Below are 21,103 nucleotides of genomic sequence, written 5' to 3'. Positions count from 1 at the left end.
ACCAGCAACCAGGACCGCGCCGACGCCCTACCCGGCTGGCTCCACACCTACAACTACCATCGAGCCCACACCGCGCTCGGAGGCCAGCCACCCATCAACCGCGTCAACAACGGTCCTGGTCACTACATCTAGGCATCGATCCCGGCGAGCGTCTGCCAGAAGCCGGTCTCGTAGGCATGCAGCAGGCGGGCGTACCGGTGAGTGCCGGAAAGCGGATCACCCCGGTCGAGCGCGGCCTGCGCCGCCGCCACCGCTTTCTGGTCCAGCTCCGGCGCGGGCTCCGCGAAGAAGTCGAGGAAGGCGCAAGCCTCGTCGCCGAACCCGTACCGCTCACGCAGGCCCGCGGCCAAGGCCGCGCAATAGCCACCCCAGGCGGCGAAGTTGGCCACCAACGCGAGCGCGGCCGCCGCCGGCTCCGCATTGAGCGCCAGCCACGAGACATATGCCGGGTACGCCTGACAGCCGGCCCGCGGTTCATAGGCCGCGAGCGACTCCTGTTCCATCCCGGCCCCCGCCGCCAGCGGTGCCACCAGGGGAAACACCAGGCTCTCCCCAGACGCCAGGCCGGCGAAGAAGTCAACGGCCGCCGGCTCGTCGGCCCGCGCCGCCAGGGTCAGGAACCCGCGCCGGTCACTCGGGATGATCAGGTGCTCCTCGGCAGCCAGCGCGGCTACCGCCGACAGCGGCGCCCGCCCTTCGGTCACCGCGACCACGAACGGATTCTCGCCGGCGTCGGTGGCCAGCCCGTCCCGGATGCTCTTCAACAACGCCCCAGCATCACCACCCATGCCGCCATGCTCACACGCCCCCGCGCCTCGCGCACCCGGCCCGCCCGCCCAGGCCGACCTGCCCGACAGGCGTCAGTCGGAGATCCGGTACCGATCGCCGACCCGGTCGCGCAGCTCCTCCGGCGTGACGTGCTCGATCGGCGTCTGCAGATTCCACCGGTGACCGAACGGGTCGATGATCCAGCCGGCGCGGGCGCCGTCGTCCTGGACGACGACCGGTCGTTCGACGGTGGCGCCCGCGGCGACGGCCCGCGCCGCGGTGGCGTCAGCGTCCGGAACGGTCAGCACCAGGGAGACCGGGGTGCCGCCGAGGGCACGCGGGCTCCGCACGCCGATCTCCGGATGCTCGTCAGCCAGATAGAGCGGCTGCCCGGCCAGGGTCAGCTCGGCGTGCCCGATGCGGCCGTCATCGCCGGTCCATCGCTCCACCTCGACCGCTTCGAACACCGCCGTGTAGAACTCGATGGCCGCGGCCGCGTCAGCGCAGCACAGATACGGCACCATCGCCATGCCCGCAGCCTATCCCCCAAGGCGTTCCGGCACGATGCGGATCATCGCGAGTACCGATCAGCAATTTCGCCGCCCCTACGGCGAAGGGGATTCGCGGCCCGGCGGCGGCCGGATGACAGGGCCGGCAGGCCTGCCGGTGACGCGCACACGACCCAGAAGGCGTGATGGCAAAACACAGCCGCCGCTGCGACGGTCAGTCGATGACCTCGTCCGCCGAGGCCTCGAGCACCCCGCGCACCGCACCCAAAACCTCGTCGTCAACGCCCAGACCGGCCAGGATGCCGATCAAATATGCACCCACCAGGTCATAGTGCGCTGCGGTGACGCCCAAATGTCGATGCGCACCGCGCAGGTCACGGCCGCTGTACGCGTCCGGCCCGCCGAGGACCCGGCTCAGCAGCGCCACCATGTGCCCGGATAAACGGTCCAGGTCGACGCCGGCGAAGTAGCCGGCCAGGCGGTCGTCGGCCAGGATGACCCGATAGAGCGCGGTGACCGCGGCACTGACCGCGGGCTCACCACCGATCCGCTGGTAGAACGATTCGTCCGTCGAGACGCTCACGCCCGCCAAGATAGACCAGCGACGATGCTTCGCGCTGCCCGGTGTACGACATTTGCGGTCGCGGCATCCGGCCGGGTACGGTCGTTGCAATACAGTCGCATTGCAAAGGAGCCGGCCATGCTGGTGATCCCTCTCCCTGAGAGCGACCGGATCGACCTGGTCGGTGGCAAGGCGTCCGGCCTCGGCGAACTGATCCGCCGGGGTGAGCGGGTGCCGCCGGGCTTCGTCGTCACGACCGAGGCGCACCGGCTCGGGGCGCTGCCCCAGGCGGAGATCCTCGCGGCGTACCGGGCGATGGGCTCGGGGCCGGTCGCGGTCCGGTCGAGTGCCACGGCCGAGGACCTGCCGGACGCCAGCTTCGCCGGCCAGCACGAGACGTTCTTGCAGGTCGAGGGCGATGAGCAGCTGCTCTCGGCGGTCGCCAAGTGCTGGGCGTCGCTGCACGGTGAGCGTGCGGTGGCGTACCGGTCGGCGCACGAGACCGGCACCGAGCTTCGGATGGCGGTGATCGTGCAGCGCATGGTCCAGCCCACCGCCGCCGGTGTGCTGTTCACCGCGAACCCGCTGACCGGCAACCGCACGGAGATGCTGGTGGACGCGGTGCCGGGTCTCGGCACCGGCGTGGTGGACGGCACCGCCGACGCCGATCACTACGTCCTCGGCGACCCGGCACCCGACGGGCACGGCTGTCTTTCCGCGGCTCAGCTGGCCGAGCTGCGCGCCGCCGGCGAGCGGGCCGGCGAGGAACCACGGGACATCGAGTGGGCCTTCGACGCCGAGGGCGTGCTCTGGCTGCTCCAGTCCCGGCCGATCACCACCCTGTTCCCGCTGCCGCCCGCGAGCGACGGCCCGCTCCCCCGGGTCTACGTGGAGTTCGGGCACGTCCAGGGCATGCTGCAACCGGTCACCCCGATGGGCATGGCGGGCCTCAAGCGGATGATCGCCGCGATGACCGCGTCGCTCGGCCTGCGCGCCGAGATCGTCGACATCGGCGGGCGCCTCTATGGCGACCTGTCCGACCTGGCCCGCCACCGCACCGCCCGCAAACGCCTGATCAAGCTGATGGCCGTCGACTTCGGCCCGCGCGCCCAGGCCGCGATGGAGCACGTTCTCGCGGACCCCCGCTTCGCGCCCGGCACCGCGGCCGCGAAAGCAGGCCGGCCGGCGGAGCAGGAGGGTGGGTCGGCGTTGCGGACCGCCGGCCGGGCACTCTCCGGGATCACCCGGGCGCTGGCGCGGCCCGAGGCGGCCCGCCTGCGATTGCAGGCGGCCGTCGATCGGTTGCGCTCGGCATCGGACGCGCCGGCTGACCTGCGGACCAGCACGCAACGACTCGATTTCGTAAGCGCGGACGACTCCACCGAAGCCGCCGACGACCTCACCTGGCCGATCGTCGCCGGCATGCTCGCCGCCGCACTCCCGGGCTCCCTGCTCAAGGGTCTCGCCTCACCGGACGAGATCCACACCGTCCTCGGCGGCCTCCCCGACAACGTCACGCTGGAGATGGACCTGGCGCTCTGGCGGCTGGCCCGCGACGCCGGCCAGCACCGTGACCTGCTGATCGGCACCCCGCCCGCCGAGCTCGCCGCCCGCTACCGGCAAGGCGACCTGCCCGACATCGGGCTGACCGCCTTCCTCGCCGAGTACGGTCATCGCGGCCCCGCCGAGGCGGATCTCGGCGTGCCCCGGTGGGCCGAGGATCCCACCGGCGTGTTCGCCGCCATCGCGAACTATCTGCGCGTCACCGATCCGGAGCAGGCACCGGACGTGCGCTTCGCGCGTACCGCCGAAAGAGCGCAAGCGACGCTGGAAGATCTCGCCCGGCGGGTGCGACGGCGGCGGCCGGTCCGCGGCAGCCTCGCCGTCTTCCTGCTGCGCCGCGCCCGGACGCTGTCCGGCCTGCGGGAGTCCGGGAAGTTCGCCGGCCTCTACCGGCTGCGGGCGGTACGCGAGCAGCTGCTCCTGATCGGCGCCGACCTGGCCGCGGGCGGGCTGCTCGACGAGCCGGCCGACATCATGTTCCTCGACCTGGACGAAGCCGCGGCGGCCGTGCGTGACGGCGTCGACCAGAGGGAGCTGGTCGCCCGGCGGAAGGCGCTGCACCGGGTCGAGTCGCGGCGACGGCACGTGCCGGTGGCGCTGCTCTCCGACGGCACCGATGTGGAGACCGTGCTGCCCGCGAAGCCCGGCGGACTGCACGGTGTCGGAGCGTCGGCCGGCCGGGTGACCGGCCCCGCCCGGATCGTGCACGACCCGGCCACCGCGCACATCGAACCCGGCGACATCCTGGTGGTGTCCACCACCGACCCGGCCTGGACACCGCTGTTCCTGACGGCCGGCGGACTGGTCACCGAGACCGGCGCGATCATGGCGCACGGTCCGACGGTGGCACGCGAGTACGGGATCCCCGCCGTGATCAGCGTCCCCGGTGCCACCGACCGGATCACCCCGGGTCAGCTGATCACCGTGGACGGTGCCGCCGGAACCGTGACGCCGGTCCCGGCGCCCGGGACTGCCGCGTCGCCGGCCGCGTGAAAGCATCGGCGCCATGCCCAGGAAGGTCGATCACCGCGAACGGCGGACCCAGATCGCGGACGCGCTGATGCGGGTCGCCGCCGAGCACGGCCTGGAGGCGGTCAGCCTCCGGCACGTGGCGGCCGAGGCCGGCGTCTCGGCCGGGATGGTGCAGCACTACTTCCGCACCAAGGACGAGATGATGACGTTCGCGCTGGACGTCGTCCGGGTTCGCAGCGAGGTCCGGGTGGGTGCGGCGGTGCAGGCACTGGGCCCGGACCCGGCGCCGCGGCGGCTGGTACGGGCCCTGATGACCACCCTGCTCCCGCTCGACGAGGAGTCCCGCGCGGACGGGCGGGTCGCCCTGGCCTTCCTCTCGTACACGGCGGTCCGGCCGGCCACCGCGCCGGCACTGCGCGAGGGCACCACGCAGATGGTCGGTTTCATCGCCGGCCTGCTGCCCGGCGGGGACGAGGTCGGCGCGGCCGGGCTGCTCGCCCTGATGGAGGGCCTCGGCATGTACCTGCTCGGTGGCCAATACACCGAGGAGCAGGCGCTCAGAGTGCTGGACGCGCAGCTGGACCTGCTCTTCCGGTAACGCCGTTGAGCCTCCACCCTGGAAGGTGGAGGTGAGCCGGATGCCGGACAGCCGAGGGCGCTGGCGCCCGTTCCGCCGCGAGGCGACGAAGGTACGGGAGCTCCCGTCGCTGGGACCGGCATGGCACATCGTGGACTGGACTCCGCCCCGCGACTTCGACGAGCCGATCGCCGACCGGTTCCTGGCCATCGGCCCGGGCGGCGTCTTCTCGGTGCTGGTGGTCGCGCACGGACGAACCCGGGTGCTGCTCGCCGGCGATGTCATCCAGTCCGAGGGCAAGCGCTACACGTACGTCCACGAGGCACGCCGGTCGGCCCAGGAGGTGAGCCGGCAGTTCTCCACGGTGATCGGGCACAACGTGCCGGTGACGGCGGTCCTGGTACTGGACGGCGACGGCGTGATAAGCGTCCATGGCCTGCCCAAGGACTGCCTGGTGGCGACCGGCCCGGAACTGGACCGGCTGCTGCTCGCCACGGGCGCCCGGATCAGTGCCGGCACCGCGGGGAAACTGGCGCGGGCGGCCCGGTGGCTGCCGCGGCCCGGGGTCCCACCATCGTGACTCGGCCCGCTGGCCGCCTTGCGGTTACATGGAGGCATGACCGACGAGGGTGACGGCAAGACGATCCGTGTGGTGGCGGAACTTCTGGACCAGCTCGCCAACGGCACCACAGAGGAGGCCACGCAGGCCGCCGAGGAACTGCGGGTACTGCTGCGCGAGCTCGGCTATCACGGTCAGACCGGACCGCTGGTGCGTAAGGTGCTCGGCCCCTGGGAGCTGCCCACGGACCGGGCGGCGGCGCTGCGATCGACGCCTTCCGACTGGGCCAGACGCCGGCGCGCCGAGCGGCTCGCCCGCCGCAAACACGCCGGCGCCGCGATGCATCTGCGCCTGGGGCCGGCCTGGCAGCTGGTCGACTGGCCGCTCGGCGGGTTCGCCTGGGCCGGCACCGAGTACGACGTACGCGAGCGCTTCCTGGCGATCGGCCCCGGTGGTGTCTACGCGGTGCTGATCGTCGATCACGGCTGGTCCCGGGTGGTGCTCTCCGGCGACATCGTGCAGGTCGACAACAAGCGGCCGCCGTACCTGCCGGAGGCTCGCCGTACCGCCCGGCAGGCCAGTCAGGTGCTCTCCGGCGCGGCCGGCCGGCCGGTCCGGGTCGATCCGGTGGTCGCCTTCGACGGCAGCGGGGTGATAAGCGTGCACGGCCTGCCGAAGGACTGCATGGTCAGCGGGACCAAGGACCTGGACCGGCTGCTGCTGGCCGGCAAGTCCCGGATCAGCCCGGCCACCGCGGAGAAGCTCGCCGCCGCCGCGGGCCGGCTCCGACCGACCGGATAATTACACAAGACCTCTTGTGCAACACCTCTTGTACGTGTCAGGGTCGATCCATGACACGCGACGAGGTACGCCCGATCACCGATGCCCGGGTGCTCGCGGCCCTGGCCCACCCGCTGCGCCGGCGACTGATGGACGTCCTGAAGGTGCAGGGGCCGGCCACCGCCAGCACACTCGCCGCCGCCACCGGCCAGGCGGTCGGCAACATCAGCCACCACCTGCGCGTGCTCGGCGACTGCGCCCTGATCGAGGAGGCGCCCGAGCTGGCCCGGGACCGCCGCGAGCGCTGGTGGCGGCTGGTCTCGCGGGGAGTGCGCTGGTCCACCCAGGACTTCCGCGACGACCCGGCCGCCGCCGCCGTCGCCGAGGCCGCCGAGTCGCTCAACCTGGAGCATCACACCCAGCAGGTGCGGGCCTGGTTCGCCGCGCCCGAGGAGGAGAAACAGCGCTGGGGCGACAGCGCGTTCTCCACCGACCAGTGGCTGCACCTGACGCCGGACGAGCTGCGGCAGGTCAGCGAGGAGATCCGGGCGGTGCTGGACCGCTGGCGGGACCGGCCGGCCGGCGGCGAGCGCGGGACCGTCTACGTGTACGCCTACGGCGTACCGGGCAAGCCGTGACCACCCTGACCGCCGGGCCGCGCCCGGGCGGCGGCCTGCTGCGGCATCGCGACTTCCGGCTGTTCTGGGCCGGGCAGACCGCCAGCCGGCTCGGCAGCTCGATCACCTCGGTGGCGCTCCCGCTGGTCGCCGTCGGCACGCTCGGCGCCTCGACGCTCCAGGTCGCCCTGCTCCAGGCCGCGGTCTGGGCACCGTGGCTGCTGATCGGGCTGCCGGCCGGCGTCTGGGTGGACCGGTTGCCGCGTCGTCCCGTACTCATCGCCTGTGATCTTGTCGGTTTGCTGCTCTTCCTCAGCGTGCCGGCGGCGGCCTGGCTCGGGGTGCTCGGCATCGGGCACCTGCTCGCGGTGGCGTTCCTGGCCGGCGTGGTGTCGGTGTTCTTCGAGACCGCCTACCAGGTGTACCTGCCGTCGCTGCTCGCCACGGACCGGCTCGCCGAGGGCAACGCCAAGCTCCAGGGCAGCGAGGCGGCCGCACAGGTGGCCGGGCCGGGTGCCGCCGGCCTGCTCGCCCAGGCATTCGGAGCGGTGTACGGCCTGCTGGCCGACGCCCTCAGCTTCCTGATCTCCGGCATCTGCCTGCTGACGATGCGCCACCGGGAGCCGCCCCGCGTCGCCGCCGCCGAGCGCCGGTCGCTGCGCGCCGAGATAGGCACCGGTCTGCGGTTCCTGCTCCGGGACCCGTACCTGCGGGTGATGGCCGGCTACGGCGCGGTGTCGAACCTGGCACTGCACGGCTACCAGGCGATCCTGATCGTCTTCCTGGTCCGCGAGGTGGGCATCAGCCCGGGCACGGTCGGCGTGGTGGTCGCCGCCATGAGCACCGGCGGTGTGCTCGGCGCCGTCCTGGCCACCCGGGTGGCGCGGCGGTTCGGCACCGCGCACGGCATGCTGCTGTGTCAGATGGGCGCCGCGCCGTTCGCGCTGCTGATCCCGATGACCGGCACCGGCCCCCGGCTCGCGCTGCTGGTCGTCGCCGGCGTGGCCCTCGGCACCGGCGTGGTCGCCGGGAACGTGATCAAGGGCAGCTTCCGGCAGGCGTACACGCCACGGCACCTGCTCGGCCGGGTCCTGACCAGCATGCAGCTGCTCAACTACGGGACGATCCCGCTCGGTGCGCTGCTCGGCGGCGTGCTGGGCAGCACGCTGGGCCTGCGCCCGGCGCTGTGGCTGACCACCGGACTGGTGGTGGCCGCCACCGGCATCCTGCTGATCGGCCCGATGCGCCGGCACCGTGACCTGCCGGCCGCACCCCGATCACCGGCCGCACCCTGATCAGAGGAGGCCGGCGGCCTCGGCGATCAGGCAGACCGCGACCAGGCGCAGCAGCGTCCAGTCGGCGGACAGCCACTCGGTCGGCGTGGCCGGCGCCGCGCCCGGCTCCGGGATCGAGCGGCCGGCCCGCACCGCGCCGGCGGCGATCGAGCGGGCGTAGGACGCCAGACCGCCGGCGTCGGCCACCCGGCCGGCGTCGTGCAGAGCCTCCCGCACGTCCGCGGCGTGCTGGTCGACCAGGGCCAGTAGGGCCGGCTCGGCGAACGCGGCGGTGAGGCCGTCGACACCGACCCGAGCCATCATCTCGTCGAGGTAGGCAGCGGCCGGAACGGCGGCGGCAACGGCGGCGATCGGGGCGAAGGCGATGTTCTCGTTCGTCATGCCGAGAAACCTAGAACGCCGTGACCAGGAAGAACACCCCCGTGACCGAACGGCACCCCAAGCACCACGCGGCCCGCAACCGTCGCTACCGTCCGGCACCCGGGGCAGCGGCTCAGCACCTGTCCGGCAACCTCCCGATTCAGCAGATAGACGGATGTCCCTCTTCTGACAGCCGGCCCGGCCTCCCCGGCTGGCATGGTGATGTGCGGCGCGACCACGCGCCGGACACACCAGGCCGCCGGGGAGGTCGATGTGGTTCGGCTGGAGCTGCTGGGCCGGTTCCGGGTGACGTACGGCGAAACCGCCGTCCCGGACGAGACATGGACCCGCCGCGACACCGCCGCCCTCGTCAAAATCCTCTGCCTGGCGCCTCGGCACCGGATGCGCCGCGACCGGCTCGCCGCCACGCTCTGGCCCGGGCTCACCCCGCAGGCCGCCGCCACCAACCTGCGCCGGACCGTCCACCTGGTCCGCCGGCTGTACCCGGGACACTACGACGTTGTACCGGTGGAGTCGGTCGGTGACATGATCGGCCTGCCGGCCGGCCGGGTCTGGGTGGACGTGGTGGCCTTCCGGTCGGGCATCGCCCAGGCCCGCCGTACCCGGTCACCGCAGGCGTACGCGGCGGCCACCGACCTCTACCGCGGCACCCTGCTGCCGGACGACGGCGACGAGTGGCTGCACCCGCACCGGACCGACCTGCACCGGGACTTCGTCGCCGCGCTGGAGGAGTACGCGAGTCTGCTCGAAGCCGCCGGACACCTCGACGAGGCCGCCCGGGTGACCCGGCTGCACCTCGCCGCGGACCCGGTCGCCGAGGCGGCGCAGGTCCGGCTCCTGCGGGTGCTCGCCCTGGCCGGGCGGCGCGAGGAGGCGACTCGGGCGTACCGGGACCTGACCGCACCCGGCGCGGAGGCTCAGCACCTGCACACCGAGCTCCGCGTCCGGCATCCGGCCCGGCTCTCCGCGCTGCTCTGGGAACAGGTCGGTGACCTGCGGATGGCGGCCGGCGACACCCGGCACGCGGTCTCGGCGTACCGGTCCGGCCTGGAACTGCCCGGCCCGGCACCGGAGGTGGCCCGGCGGCACCGGCTGGCCGCCGCGGCACACCTCGGCGAGAACGACGACGAGCAGGCCGAACGCCACCTCGGCCTGGCCGAGGAACTGACCACCGACCCGGCGGAACAGGCCCGCATCGTCGGCCTGCGCGCCGAACAGGCCTGGCGGCGCGGCGACGTCGACACCGCCCTCTGCCTCGCCGAGGTGGCCCGCGCCCACGCGGGCATGTACGGCACAGCCGCCGACCTGGCCCGCGCCGAAGAGGCGATGGTGCTGGTCACGCACCTGCGCGACGGCTGGCGCGAGGGCCTCGAAGCCGAACTGAGCCGCTCCGGCGCCGCCCTGGACGGCGCGACGTTCGGCCACGCCTTCGAACGGCACCACTGCGTCGGCCTGCGCCACCTGCTCTGCGACAAGCACAGCCACGGCATGGCCGAGGACGCCCGGCAACTGCTCACCAGGGCCACCGATGTCCGCTCGGTGCGGGCGCAGGCGTTCGCCTGGTGCCTGCTCGGCGAGTCACTGCTGCTGCGCGGCCACTTCGACGAGGCGGCCGGCTGTCTGGAACGCAGCACCGAACTGCACGCCGGCCTCGACGTGAACTGCGGCGCCGTACCGTGGCTGCGCCTGGCCGAACTCGCGGCGTGCCGGCGCCGCTTCGACGAGGTGGGCCCTGCGCTGCGGCAGGCCTCGGCGATCACCGCCGCCGCACCGGCGGCCCGGCACACCTGGCCGCGCGTCCACGCCACCGCGGCCTTCGCCCGGCTCGAGCTCGGCGAACCGGAACTCGCCGTCCGATCGGTGCGCGCGGCGGCCGCCGCCACCGCCCGGCACGGCGGCTGCCAGTCCTGCGGCGCGTCGCTGCACCCGGTGGCCGCCGAGGCCTACGCGGCAATCGGCGACGCCGCCCAGGCCCGCGCCCACGCCGCGTCGGCCGCCGAGATCGCCGCCGCCTTCACCGGCTCCGCCTGGCAGGCGATGGCCGAGGCCGCCGCCGGCAGCGCCGCCCTCGCCGCCGGCGACCCGGAGGCCGCCGGCCGGCGTTTCCGCACGTCCGCTGAGCTGCACGAGGAGGCGGGGCAGGTGTACTGGGCGGGCCGCGCTCACCGGCAAGCCACCATGGCGGCCCGCGGCCACGTCGTCTGACCGCAGCAGCCTTCCGCGCGGCGCACGCAGGCCAGCACGCCCAGCGCTCCGGCCCAGCCACCGCAACGAGCAAACCCCCGGGCAGGCGGACAGGCCGGGCGGACGGTGAGCTGGTGGCGGCGGCGCCCAGCGAAGCGGGGGAAGTGTTGTGGTTGAGCAGGGTGGTATTTCTAAGCCGCCGCGTTGGGACCGGGCCGGGCGACGTGCTGTTCCCGGCGGTCGCGGTGGGGCCGGCCTGGTGGGGTGGTGTTTCCCGGCGGTCGCGGTGGCGGGCTGTGTGGCTGCGTGCTCGCGTAGGGAGAGCGGGGACGGAACCGATCCGGCGGGACGGGCGGTGACGCGTACCGAAGAAAGACCGTGACCACGGCATCTGGCCGCCGGGCGCGTCATTTGACCGAGGGTGACAGCGGGAACCACGATGGCGGGGTGACACAGTCCCGCTCCGTGCCCAGCATCCGTGACGTGGCGGCGATGGCCGGGGTGTCTTATCAGACCGTTTCCCGCGTGCTCAACGAATCGCCGCGGGTGCGGCCGGAGACCCGGCAGCATGTGCTCGATGTGATCGACCGGCTGGGGTATCGGCCGAACCGGGCGGCGCGGGCGCTGAACCTGGGGCGGGCCGGTGCGGTGACCGTGCTGACGTCGGACACCGTGCTTTACGGCTATGCGCGCGTGCTTCAGGGCATTGAGGAGGCGGCCCGGGTGGAAGGGCTGCCGGTCGGCATCCGGGTGATCGAGTCGGACGGTGCCGCGGAGGTGCGGGCGGCGGCCGAGTATGTGGGTGATGCCAGCGCGGGTGGTGTGATCGTGGTGGCGTTCGATCCGGCGGGTGCGGCCGTGCTGCGGGCGCTGGCGCCGGAGGTGCCGGCGGTGGCCGCGACCGAGGCGGGCGGGCTGTCCGGGGTGGACCGGCGGATGATCTACCTGGATGAGCGGCCGGCGGCCCGGGAGGCGACCCGGCATCTGCTCGGCCTGGGGCACGCCACCGTGCACCACGTCGCGATCCCGTCGGAGACCGGCACGATGGGCCGGCAGGCGGGCTGGCGTGACGCCCTGGAGGAGGCCGGTGTGCCGGTGCCGTCGGTGGTGACGGCGGGGTGGGATGTCGCGTCCGCGTACCGGGCGGGGTGTGAGCTGGCGGCGGACCGTGCGGTGACGGCGATCCTCTGCGGAAACGACGACATCGCGCTGGCGGTACGCCGGGCGCTGCACGAGGCCGGGCGCGACGTGCCCGGCGACGTCAGCATCGTGGGGTTCGACGACGTGCCGGGCTGCGCCTATTGGACGCCGGCGCTGACCACGGTCCGGATGAACTTCGAAGGTCTGGGCCGGGCGTGCGTGGCGGCGGTTGTCGCTGAGATCACCGGCGAGCCGCAGCCGCTGATCAGCCTGGAGGAACCGCAGCTGGTGATCCGGGAGTCGTCGGGCGCACCAGTCTTATAACAGAACGGTACCGGGGGCTCCCGGTACCTCCGTGTGACCGGTCACACTCGACCGAGCGTGTGACCGGTCACACGCCATCCCCCGGAGGTGATGCGCCACATGAGAGCTCCCCTCGCCGCACTGACCCTGCTCGCCGTCCTGGCACCGGCCGTCCCCGCGGCCGCCGCCGCGCCACAACTCGTCGCCGACCTGGCCGTCTCCACCGGCGCGCTCAGGTACGGCGCCACCGGCTTCCTCTACGGCCTCGGGGACGAGGGCATCCCCGACGAGACCATGCTCGCCGCCCTGAAGCCGCAGGTCACCGCGCAGAAGGCGCCGGACGGGCTGCAGCACCCGAACGGCGACGCCCTGAAGATCGCGCCGATGTTCAAGCGCACCGGCGGCCGCGACATCCAGATCTACATGCAGGACATCTACCAGCAGTGGCCGTACGAGAACCGCGGCCTCGCCGACTACCTGGCCAAGGTCGACACGATGACCCGCCAGGTGGTGGCCGACCCGTACCGCTCGTCGTACGTGTACGTGCCGTTCAACGAGCCCGACCTCATCTGGTACCAGAACAACCTCACCGGCCTGATCGCCGACTGGCGCACGGTCGTCCAGCGGATCCGCTCCATCGACCCGCGGGCCCGGGTCGCCGGGCCGAACTTCGCCAGCTACCGGGCCGCCGACATGCGCGCCTTCATGACCGCCGCCAGGAACAACGGGGTGCTGCCGGACGTCACCACCTGGCACGAGCTCGGCGACGACTTCTTCTCCGGCTGGTACGGCCACCACGACGACTACCGGGCGATCGAACGCGACCTCGGCATCAGCGCCCGCCCGATCAGCATCAACGAGTACGGCCGGTTCTCCGGGGACCTCGGCGTCCCCGGCAACCTGGTGCAATACGTGACCCGGTTCGAGAACAGCAAGGTGGACGGCTGCCTCGCCTACTGGACCACGGCCGGCGGGCTGAACGATCTGGTGACCCGCAACAACCAGGCCACCGGCGCGTGGTGGCTGTACAAGTGGTACGGCGACCTGACCGGCAACACCGTCGCGGTCACCCCGCCGGCCCGCAACGGCCCGCTGCAGGGTGTGGCCGCGCTGGATCCGGCGAAGAAGCAGGCCCGCCTGGTGTTCGGCGGCAACCTGGACGTGAACGGCACGTACGCCACCGACGTGGTGGTCAGGAACGTGACGTTCGGTTCCCGGGTGCACGTGACGGTGTGGGGCGTGGACAGTTCGGGGCTCAACCCGAACGGCGGGCCGTACCTGGTCACCGAGGGCGACTACACGGTCGGCGGCGGGCAGATCACCGTGCCGCTGAGCGGGCTGAAGGGCTCCTCGGCGTACCAGATGATCGTCACGCCGGACACCGACCGGACTACCGCCGCCCGATACGAGGCCGAGTACGCGGCCCTCGGCGGGACCGCCCGGGTCACCTACGGCAGCAACACCGGCTACTCCGGCACGTACTTCACCGAGGGGTACGGAGCGAGCACGAACGCGGCCACGAAGTTCGTGGTGACCGCCGCGAACGACGGCTACTACAACGTGGGCCTGCGGTACTCGGCGGGACCGTACTCCGGTGCCCCGGCCAACCGGTCGGCGCGCATCGCGCTGAACGGCACCACCCTGACCGACCTCGCGCTGCCCGGCACCGCCGACTGGAACACCTGGAACACCGCGACCGCCAGGGTGTTCCTCAAGGCCGGCATCAACCGGATCGACGTGAGCGCCTACGCCACCGACGACCGGGACGCGATAAACGTCGACTACCTGGACGTCACGCCGGCGACCGGCACGATCACCACCTACCAGGCCGAGGCCAGCGGCAACGTCCTGTCCGGCACCGCGGTCGCCGTCAACGACAGCGCCGCCGAGGGCGGCCGGTACGTCGGCTGGCTCGGCGCGGGCGCCGCCAACACGCTCACCTTCACCAACGTCGTGGTGCCCACCGCCGGCCGCTACCGCATGGTCGTCGGCTACGCGAACGGCGAGCTGGGCCCGGGCGCCACCAACTACAACTCCAACATCGTCGACCGGTACGCCGACCTCACGGTCAACGGCGTCAGCGCGGGCCGCACCTACTACCGCAACACGCTCGGCTGGTCGAACTACCGCACCCGGGTCGTCGACGTGACCCTCGCGGCCGGCGCCAACACCATCCGCTTCGGCAACGCCTCGGCCGGCTACGTGCCGAACCTCGACTACATCCGCATCGCCGCGCCAATCGTTTGAGGAGTCACCACTTGAGTACGCCAGAGAACGCCGTCACCTGGGGACATCGGGCGTTGCGGCTGGTCGTCGACGTGACCCCGGGCCGGCCGGTCACGGTGCGCGACCTCTCCCCCGGTGACGGCGCCGTGCCGCCGGCCCGGTCCGGGCAACCGCTCGTCGAGCTGCTCACCCCCGGCCACGGCCGGGCGCAGGTCTCGCAACGGTTCTCCGGCACCGCGGCCGGGCGGCGCCTGGCGTACGCCGGGCACCGCCGGCACCGCGACGGCGACTGGCACGAACTGCGCCTGGACCTGTACGACGCGGTCGCCGGCCTGGCCACCCGCACCACCTTCCGGTCCCGGGACGGCGTGCCCGCCTGCCAGGTGACGACGACGGTACGCAACGACAGCCCGGAACCCGTGCTGCTGCTCGGTGTCACCTCGTTCGCCATGGCCGTTCCCGGGCCGGCCGGAAGCCTGGACCTGCTGCACGCCGGCAGCGAATGGCTCGGCGAGGGCCGCTGGCGGCGGGAACGGCTCCGCGACAGCGCGGCCGTCGACCTGAACCTGCCGCTGCACGGGCAGGACGGCCGGGGCGGGTTCCGGGCGGTCAGCACCGGCACCTGGTCGACCGGCCGGCGACTGCCGACCGGCGGCCTGCTCGCCGACGACGGCCGGGGCTGGCTGTGGCAGGTGGAACACAACGGACCGTGGCGGTGGGAGACCGGCGAACAGCTGGGCGGCGTCTACTTCGCGCTGCTCGGGCCCACCGACGCCGACCACCAGTGGCGGCATCTGCTGGAGCCGGGTGGGGAGTTCGCCGGCGTACCGATCTCGATCTCGGTCAGCGCGAGCGGCGGCCTGGCCGGCGCCGCCGCCGCGATGACCGCACACCGCCGCGCCCTGGTCCGCGACCACCCGGACCGCCGGCGGCTGCCGGTGGTCTTCAACGACTACATGAACACGCTGATGGGCGATCCGACCACGGCGAAGCTGCTGCCGCTCATCGACGCCGCCGCGGACGCCGGCGCCGAGGTGTTCTGCGTCGACGCCGGCTGGTACGACAACGGCGACGACTGGTGGGACAGCGTCGGCGAGTGGCAGCCGTCGCAGAGCCGGTTCCCGCGCGGCATCGAGGAGGTGCTCACCCACATCCGCGACCGCGGCATGCGGCCCGGCCTCTGGCTGGAACCCGAGGTGATCGGCGTGCGCAGCCCGGCCGCCGACAAGCTGCCGGCCGAGGCGTTCCTGTGCCGCGACGGCGTCCGGATCGTCGAACACGACCGCTACCACCTGGACCTGCGGCACCCGGCGGCGGTCGCGCACCTGGACGAGGTGGTCGACCGGCTCGTCGAACAGCTCGGCGTCGGCTACCTCAAGCTCGACTACAACATCGACCCGGGACCGGGAACCGACCGCGACGCCGACGGTGCCGGCGCCGGCCTGCTCGGCCACAACCGGGCGCATCTGGCCTGGCTGGACGGCATCGCCGGACGGCACCCGGAGCTCACCCTGGAGAACTGCGCGTCCGGCGCGATGCGGATGGATTACGCGCTGCTCTCCCGCATGCAACTGCAATCCACCAGCGACCAGCAGGACTGGTGGCGCTATCCGCCGATCGCCGCGGCTGCGCCGCTGTCGATCCTGCCCGAACAAGCCGCCAGCTGGGCATATCCCCAGCCTGACATGACCGAAGAACAGATTGCGTACGCGCTGAGCACCGGAATGCTGGGCCGCCTCTACCTGTCCGGTCGCCTCGACGCGATGACCGCGAGCCAGCTGTCCTCGGTTCGCGCGGCGGTGGCGGCGTACCGGCGGATCCGCGCCGACCTGGCCCGGTCGGTGCCCGTGTGGCCCTCCGGCCTGCCGGGCTGGGACGACCCGTGGGTCAGCCTGGCCCTGGTCGCCGGCGACACCACCTATCTGGGGGCCTGGCACCGGGCCGGTCCGGCGTCCACCACACTCCTGCTGCCGCATCTGCGCGGTCACGACGTACGCCTCGATGTGCTCTATCCCGTCCACCTCCCGGCCTGGACCCTTCGCTGGGACCGCTCCACCGGCGTCCTCGACATCGGTGCCGCAGGCACCGAGCCGGCCGCCCGCATCCTCGCCCTGCACACCAGATAGGAGCCACCACCATGCGCAGATGGACCCGAGCCACCGCGGCAGCGGCGGCGTTGCTGCTCGGCCTGGCCGGTTGCAGCGACCCGTCCGCGGAAGGCCCCGCCGCCACCGCCACCACCTGGCCGCAGCCGACCGCCAGGCTGGACGGCGTGAACCTGACGATCTGGGCCGCGCAGAACAGCAACACGGTGCCCAAGCAGGTGATCACCGCCTTCCAGCAGGCGACCGGCGCGGCGGTTCAGGTCGTCACCATCCCGGACCCCTACGAGCAGGGCGTGCAGACGAAGGTGGCCACCGGCGACCGGCCGGACCTGGCGTTCTGGCAGCCCACCGCGTCGATGCTGACCGCGCTCAACGCGCGCACCAACCTGCAGCCGCTCACCGGCGCGCCGTGGCTGCCGCAGGTCGACCCGGCGCTGCGCGACATCACCGGCATCCTCGACGACACCCGGTACGCGGCGCTGATCACCAGCCCGGCGGTCGAGGGCGTCTACTACAACAAGGAGGTCTTCGCAGCGAACGGCATCACCGCTCCGCCGTCGTCCTTCGACGAGATGATCGAGGTGGCCCGGGGGCTGAAGAAGAAGGGCGTGACGCCGTTCTTCGAGATGGGCGGCGACCGCTGGGCCACCCAGTGGTGGGTGCAGGTGCAGCTCGCCGACGCCGCGAAGGCCGGACTCTGGGACCGGATCAACTCCGGCGCCGCGACGTTCGAGAGCCCGGAGGTCGTCGGCGCGATCCAGAAATACCAGGACCTCATCAAGGAGGGCCTGTTCAACAGCGACATCAAGACCGCCACCTTCGACGACCAGGGCGCCGCGCTGCTGGGCGGCAAGGCGGCGATGGCGATCCAGGTGAACTCGTTCTTCGGCCAGTTGCAGGCCAAGGCGGACACCGCCACGCTGGACGCGAAGATCGGGTTCTTCCCGATCGCGCCGTCCGGCAACGTCGGCACCTTCATCCCGGACCAGTCGAACGCCCTGGTCGCGTTCCGCACCGGCGACGAGAAGCGGGAGGCGGCCGCGCGGCAGCTGCTCGCGTTCTGGCTCGGCCCGAACTACGCGGCGTTCGTCGCCGACCGCAAGACCGTGTCGCTGCAGCCCGCCGTCCCGAACCCGGCCGGGGTGCCCAAGGCGCTCGTGGACGTGCACGCCGCCCTGCCCACCTCGGTCGGCTCGATGCAGGCCCTCGCCGTCGCCAACCCCGATCTGTACCTCAACCTGGCCGACATGATCAACGGAACCATGACGCCCGCGCAGGTCGCCGCCGCCACCCAGAAACAGTTCGCGCAGCTCGCCAAGGCCGCCGGATCATGACCGCTGTGCTGCAACGGCCGGCCCCGCCGGCCGTTCCGGCCACCAGGTCGCCCGCCCGCTCCATCGCGCGCCGCACCCATCCGCTCTGGTTCCTCATCCCGGCGTTCGTGCTGCTCGGCGTGTTCTTCCTGCTGCCGACGCTGTTCAACTTCATCTACGCGTTCACCGACTGGTCCAGCTTCAAGGCCGCGATCAATCCAGTGGGTTTCGACAACTTCAGCGACCTCGCGCTTCTGAGCGCGGTGCGCATCACCCTGGTGTACGCGGCGCTGGTCGCGATCTTCCAGAACGTCTTCGGGTTCGGGCTGGCCGTGCTGCTGGAACGCGACACCACGGTGAACCGGATCCTGCGGGTGGCCTTCCTGATCCCGGTCCTGATGTCCGCCCTCGCCGTCGGCTACGTCTTCCAGGCGCTGTTCAAGCCGGGCGCCGGGCTCGGCTTCGAGCACGCCTGGCTCGGTGACACCACGTGGACGATCGTGGTGGTCGCGCTGATCCACGCCTGGAAGTGGATGGGCCTGTCCATGCTCATCTACCTGGCCGGGCTGAAGACGATCCCGGCGGAGGTGATCGAGGCCGCTCACATCGACGGCGCGTCCCGCTGGCGATCGTTCTGGTCGGTGCGGTTCCCGCTGCTCGCGCCGGCGGTCACCTTCAACGTGGCGACGGCGCTGCTCGGGTCGATGAACGGTTTCGACATCGTGCAGGCGACCACCGGCGGCGGACCGGCCCGGACCACCGAGATCCTCAACATCTTCATCTACCGGACCTTCGGTCAAGGGCTGTTCGCCCAGGCCACCGCCATGAGCCTGGTGCTGTTCCTGCTGGTGGCGCTGCTCGCGTTCCCGGTCATCACTCTGCTGCGTCGCCGGGAGGAAGTGCTGTGACCCGTCTTCAGCCGTGGTTCGCGGTGCTCCTGGCCGCCGCCGTTCTCGGTTTTCCGCTCTGGCTCGTGGTAGCCACCGCCGGCAAGTCACAGAGCGAGGCGCTGACACCGGACCTGTCGCCGCCCTCCGACTGGCGGCTGGTGGAGAACCTCGGACAGGTGTGGACCCAGGGCCGGGTGCCGGCCGCCTTCCTCGGCAGCCTGCTGATCGTGGTGCCCACCGTGCTCGTCGCGCTGGTCGTCGGGTCGATGGCGGCGTGGATCCTGGCCCGGCGCAGCTCTCTCCTGATCGCCGGCTGCTACGCCTTCGCGATCAGCGGGATCGTCCTGCCGCCGGCCGTGGTCACCGTGGTACTGCTGCTGCGGCACCTCGGGCTGGCCGGGACGGCGGTCGGGATGATCGGGGTTTACCTCGGCATCTATCTGTCCACGGTGATCTTCTTCGTGACCGGGTTCGTGCGGACCGTACCCACCTCGATCGAGGAGGCCGCGCTGATCGACGGCGCCGGGCCGATGCTGGTGTTCCGCCGGGTGGTGCTGCCGATGCTGCGGCCGGTCCTCGCCACCGTCACCGTCCTGGTCTGTTTGTACGTGTGGAACGACGTGTTCTACGCGTTCTTCGTGGTGGGCGGGCGGATGGACACGCTGCCGCTGAACCTCTTCGAGGTGGCGAGCGCGGGCCTCTACCTCAACAACTGGCACCTGATCTTCGCGTACGTGATCCTGATGAGCCTGCCGCCGCTGGCCGTGCTCGCCGTCGCCCAACGGCAGCTGATCTCCGGCATCACCAGCGGGGCAGTCAAGTGAGGTTGCTCCCGGGCATCGATGAGGTTAACTTGGGAGCGCTCCCACTACCCGTCCCCAGGAGTAGCCCATGTCCCCAACCCGTTCCCTGGTCGCCGCCGCGGTCGCCGGTGCGACCGCGGCGGCCGCCGTCTGGTTCGCCGTCGGCACCGCCTCGGCCGGCACGATCAGCGGCACCCTCTACCGCTCAGCCGACACCGCAGTCGCCCGCTGGGTGCAGGCCAACCCCAACGACTCCCGCGCCGCGGTGATCCGCGACCGCATCGCCAGCCAGCCCGCCTCCCAATGGCTGTCCAACTTCAACCAGTCCACCATCCGCGGCGAGGTCTCGACCTACGTCAACGCCGCGAACGCCGCCGGGCAGATCCCGGTACTGACCGTCTACGGCATCACCAACCGTGACTGCGGTGGCGCCAGCTCCGGCGGGGCGCCCGACCTCGCGCAGTACCAGACCTGGGTCAACGGCATCGCCCAGTCACTCGGCAACAAGACCGTGATCCTGGTGCTGGAGCCCGACTCGATCGCCCTGCTCACCTGCCTGAACAGCTCGGAGATCGCGGCACGCAACCAGGCGCTGCGCACCGCCACGCAGACGCTGAAAGCGGCCAACCCGAACGCCAAGGTGTACCTCGACGCCGGGCACTCCGCCTGGAACAGCGCGGCGGAACAGGCATCCCGCCTGGCGGCGGCCGGAATCGCGGCCGCTGACGGGTTCTACACCAACGCCTCCAACTTCCAGCCGACCTCGGCCGAAGCGGCGTACGGCCGGTCGATCATCAGCGCCCTCAACGGTCAGGGCATCAGCGGGAAGCGGCAGGTCATCGACACCAGCCGTAATGGCGGGGCCAGCGGGGACTGGTGTGGTGACGACAACACCGACCGGCGGATCGGGCAATATCCGACCGTCAACACCGGCGACGCGAACATCGACGGGTATTTGTGGGTGAAGCCGCCTGGTGAGGCGGACGGATGCCGGTACTCGGCCGGGTCGTTCCAGCCGGACCTGGCGTACAGCCTGGCCAGCTCGGCTCCCAACCCGCCGTCGTCGCCGCCGCCGTCTTCTCCGTCGTCCTCGCCATCGTCCTCTCCGTCGTCCTCGCCGTCGCCGTCCGCTTCTAGCTCGGGGCCGGTTGTGACCGGGCCGTGTGCGGCCACCTACCGCACCGCCAGCTCGTGGCAGGGTGGTTTCCAGGGCGAGGTCACGGTGAAGGCGGGCAGCGGCACGCCTAGCGGGTGGACCGTGTCCTGGACCCTCGGGGCCGGGCAGTCGATCACTCAGGTTTGGAGCGGTGTGCTCAGCACGTCCGGGTCGACGGTCAGTGTGCGCAACGCCGCATGGAACGGGAATCTGCCGGCGGACGGTTCGACTACGTTCGGGTTCATCGGGTCTGGTGCTGTTGGTACGCCTACGCTGACCTGCACCAGCCCGTAGGCCGGGAGCCGGGCGCGGGGGTGTTCTCGCGTCCGGCTTTCCACCGCCTGGCGGGCCTCTTCGAGAGGCCACCTGGCCGGTTCGTCAGGTCGCCCAACAGGCCGCC

General features: G+C 72.1%; 18 protein-coding genes and 1 pseudogene. 15 read left to right on the top strand and 4 right to left on the bottom strand.

The genetic code is table 11. From position 1 onward, the window contains the following. Positions 1-132 (top strand): annotated as a pseudogene (locus tag I4J89_RS44570) (IS481 family transposase); the annotation flags it as partial. Here the strand turns inward: I4J89_RS44570 and I4J89_RS44565 are convergent. The 3 genes from I4J89_RS44565 to I4J89_RS44555 form a co-directional block, all read right to left on the bottom strand. Beyond that, positions 129-788: a transcriptional regulator gene (locus tag I4J89_RS44565; protein WP_196420289.1), complete on the bottom strand. Its 660-nt coding sequence runs from the start codon at positions 786-788 to the stop codon at positions 129-131. The pseudogene I4J89_RS44570 and the gene I4J89_RS44565 sit on opposite strands and share 4 nt — an antisense overlap. 72 nt (positions 789-860) lie before the next feature. Continuing rightward, positions 861-1,298: a VOC family protein gene (locus I4J89_RS44560; RefSeq protein WP_196420288.1), complete on the bottom strand. Its 438-nt coding sequence runs from the start codon at positions 1,296-1,298 to the stop codon at positions 861-863. Positions 1,299-1,491: 193 nt separating this feature from the next. Further along, positions 1,492-1,860 carry a group I truncated hemoglobin gene (locus tag I4J89_RS44555; protein ID WP_196420287.1) on the bottom strand — a complete coding sequence of 123 codons (369 nt, stop codon included), beginning with the start codon at positions 1,858-1,860 and terminating at the stop codon, positions 1,492-1,494. Between the two features lie 117 nt (positions 1,861-1,977). Here I4J89_RS44555 and I4J89_RS44550 point away from each other — a divergent pair, with 117 nt between their 5' ends. Genes I4J89_RS44550 through I4J89_RS44525 form a run of 6 tightly spaced genes read left to right on the top strand, consistent with a single transcriptional unit; the run spans position 1,978 to position 8,202 of the window. Beyond that, positions 1,978-4,395: a PEP/pyruvate-binding domain-containing protein gene (locus I4J89_RS44550; protein ID WP_196420286.1), complete on the top strand. Its 2,418-nt coding sequence runs from the start codon at positions 1,978-1,980 to the stop codon at positions 4,393-4,395. A gap of 13 nt (positions 4,396-4,408) precedes the next feature. After that, positions 4,409-4,972, top strand: coding sequence for a TetR/AcrR family transcriptional regulator (locus tag I4J89_RS44545; protein ID WP_196420285.1), 564 nt, complete (start codon positions 4,409-4,411; stop codon positions 4,970-4,972). Between the two features lie 40 nt (positions 4,973-5,012). Next, positions 5,013-5,531: a hypothetical protein gene (locus I4J89_RS44540; protein ID WP_196420284.1), complete on the top strand. Its 519-nt coding sequence runs from the start codon at positions 5,013-5,015 to the stop codon at positions 5,529-5,531. Between the two features lie 36 nt (positions 5,532-5,567). Beyond that, positions 5,568-6,311 carry a hypothetical protein gene (locus I4J89_RS44535; RefSeq protein ID WP_196420283.1) on the top strand — a complete coding sequence of 248 codons (744 nt, stop codon included), beginning with the start codon at positions 5,568-5,570 and terminating at the stop codon, positions 6,309-6,311. Between the two features lie 50 nt (positions 6,312-6,361). Continuing rightward, positions 6,362-6,928, top strand: coding sequence for an ArsR/SmtB family transcription factor (locus I4J89_RS44530; protein ID WP_196420282.1), 567 nt, complete (start codon positions 6,362-6,364; stop codon positions 6,926-6,928). Beyond that, entirely contained in the window at positions 6,925-8,202 is a 1,278-nt protein-coding gene (locus I4J89_RS44525; protein WP_309238760.1) for an MFS transporter, read from the top strand. Before I4J89_RS44530 ends, I4J89_RS44525 begins: the two co-directional genes overlap by 4 nt. On the opposite strand, the gene I4J89_RS44520 is transcribed toward I4J89_RS44525, so the two are convergent. Further along, entirely contained in the window at positions 8,203-8,583 is a 381-nt protein-coding gene (locus I4J89_RS44520) for a DUF6401 family natural product biosynthesis protein (protein WP_196420281.1), read from the bottom strand. It lies immediately after the preceding gene. Between the two features lie 252 nt (positions 8,584-8,835). On the opposite strand from I4J89_RS44520, the gene I4J89_RS44515 reads away from it, so the two are divergent. The 8 genes from I4J89_RS44515 to I4J89_RS44480 all read left to right on the top strand — a co-directional run bounded on the left by I4J89_RS44515 (position 8,836) and on the right by I4J89_RS44480 (position 20,997). Continuing rightward, positions 8,836-10,788, top strand: a complete 1,953-nt coding sequence (locus tag I4J89_RS44515) for an AfsR/SARP family transcriptional regulator (protein ID WP_196420280.1) — start codon at positions 8,836-8,838, stop codon at positions 10,786-10,788. A gap of 444 nt (positions 10,789-11,232) precedes the next feature. Then, on the top strand, positions 11,233-12,231 hold the full coding sequence (locus tag I4J89_RS44510; protein ID WP_309238759.1) for a LacI family DNA-binding transcriptional regulator: 999 nt from the start codon (positions 11,233-11,235) through the stop codon (positions 12,229-12,231). 99 nt (positions 12,232-12,330) lie between these two features. Continuing rightward, a complete protein-coding gene (locus tag I4J89_RS44505; protein ID WP_230860650.1) occupies positions 12,331-14,457 on the top strand; it encodes a CBM35 domain-containing protein in 2,127 nt (708 codons plus the stop codon). A gap of 11 nt (positions 14,458-14,468) precedes the next feature. Further along, the gene (locus tag I4J89_RS44500; RefSeq protein ID WP_196420278.1) at positions 14,469-16,562 is read left to right on the top strand and encodes a glycoside hydrolase family 36 protein; all 2,094 of its coding nucleotides are present in this window, start codon (positions 14,469-14,471) and stop codon (positions 16,560-16,562) included. A gap of 11 nt (positions 16,563-16,573) precedes the next feature. Further along, a complete protein-coding gene (locus I4J89_RS44495; protein ID WP_196420277.1) occupies positions 16,574-17,875 on the top strand; it encodes an ABC transporter substrate-binding protein in 1,302 nt (433 codons plus the stop codon). Continuing rightward, on the top strand, positions 17,872-18,762 hold the full coding sequence (locus I4J89_RS44490; protein WP_196420276.1) for a carbohydrate ABC transporter permease: 891 nt from the start codon (positions 17,872-17,874) through the stop codon (positions 18,760-18,762). The genes I4J89_RS44495 and I4J89_RS44490 overlap by 4 nt, the downstream gene beginning before the upstream one ends. Next, positions 18,759-19,568 carry a carbohydrate ABC transporter permease gene (locus tag I4J89_RS44485; RefSeq protein ID WP_196420275.1) on the top strand — a complete coding sequence of 270 codons (810 nt, stop codon included), beginning with the start codon at positions 18,759-18,761 and terminating at the stop codon, positions 19,566-19,568. Before I4J89_RS44490 ends, I4J89_RS44485 begins: the two co-directional genes overlap by 4 nt. A 67-nt stretch (positions 19,569-19,635) precedes the next feature. Next, positions 19,636-20,997: a glycoside hydrolase family 6 protein gene (locus tag I4J89_RS44480; protein ID WP_196420274.1), complete on the top strand. Its 1,362-nt coding sequence runs from the start codon at positions 19,636-19,638 to the stop codon at positions 20,995-20,997. Positions 20,998-21,103: the final 106 nt, after the last annotated feature.

The organism is Actinoplanes aureus (assembly GCF_015704865.1).
Classification (GTDB): Bacteria; Actinomycetota; Actinomycetes; order Mycobacteriales; family Micromonosporaceae; genus Actinoplanes; species Actinoplanes aureus.
The sequence above is the reverse complement of the archived record's forward strand: the minus strand, read 5'-3'. Positions and strand labels throughout refer to the sequence as shown.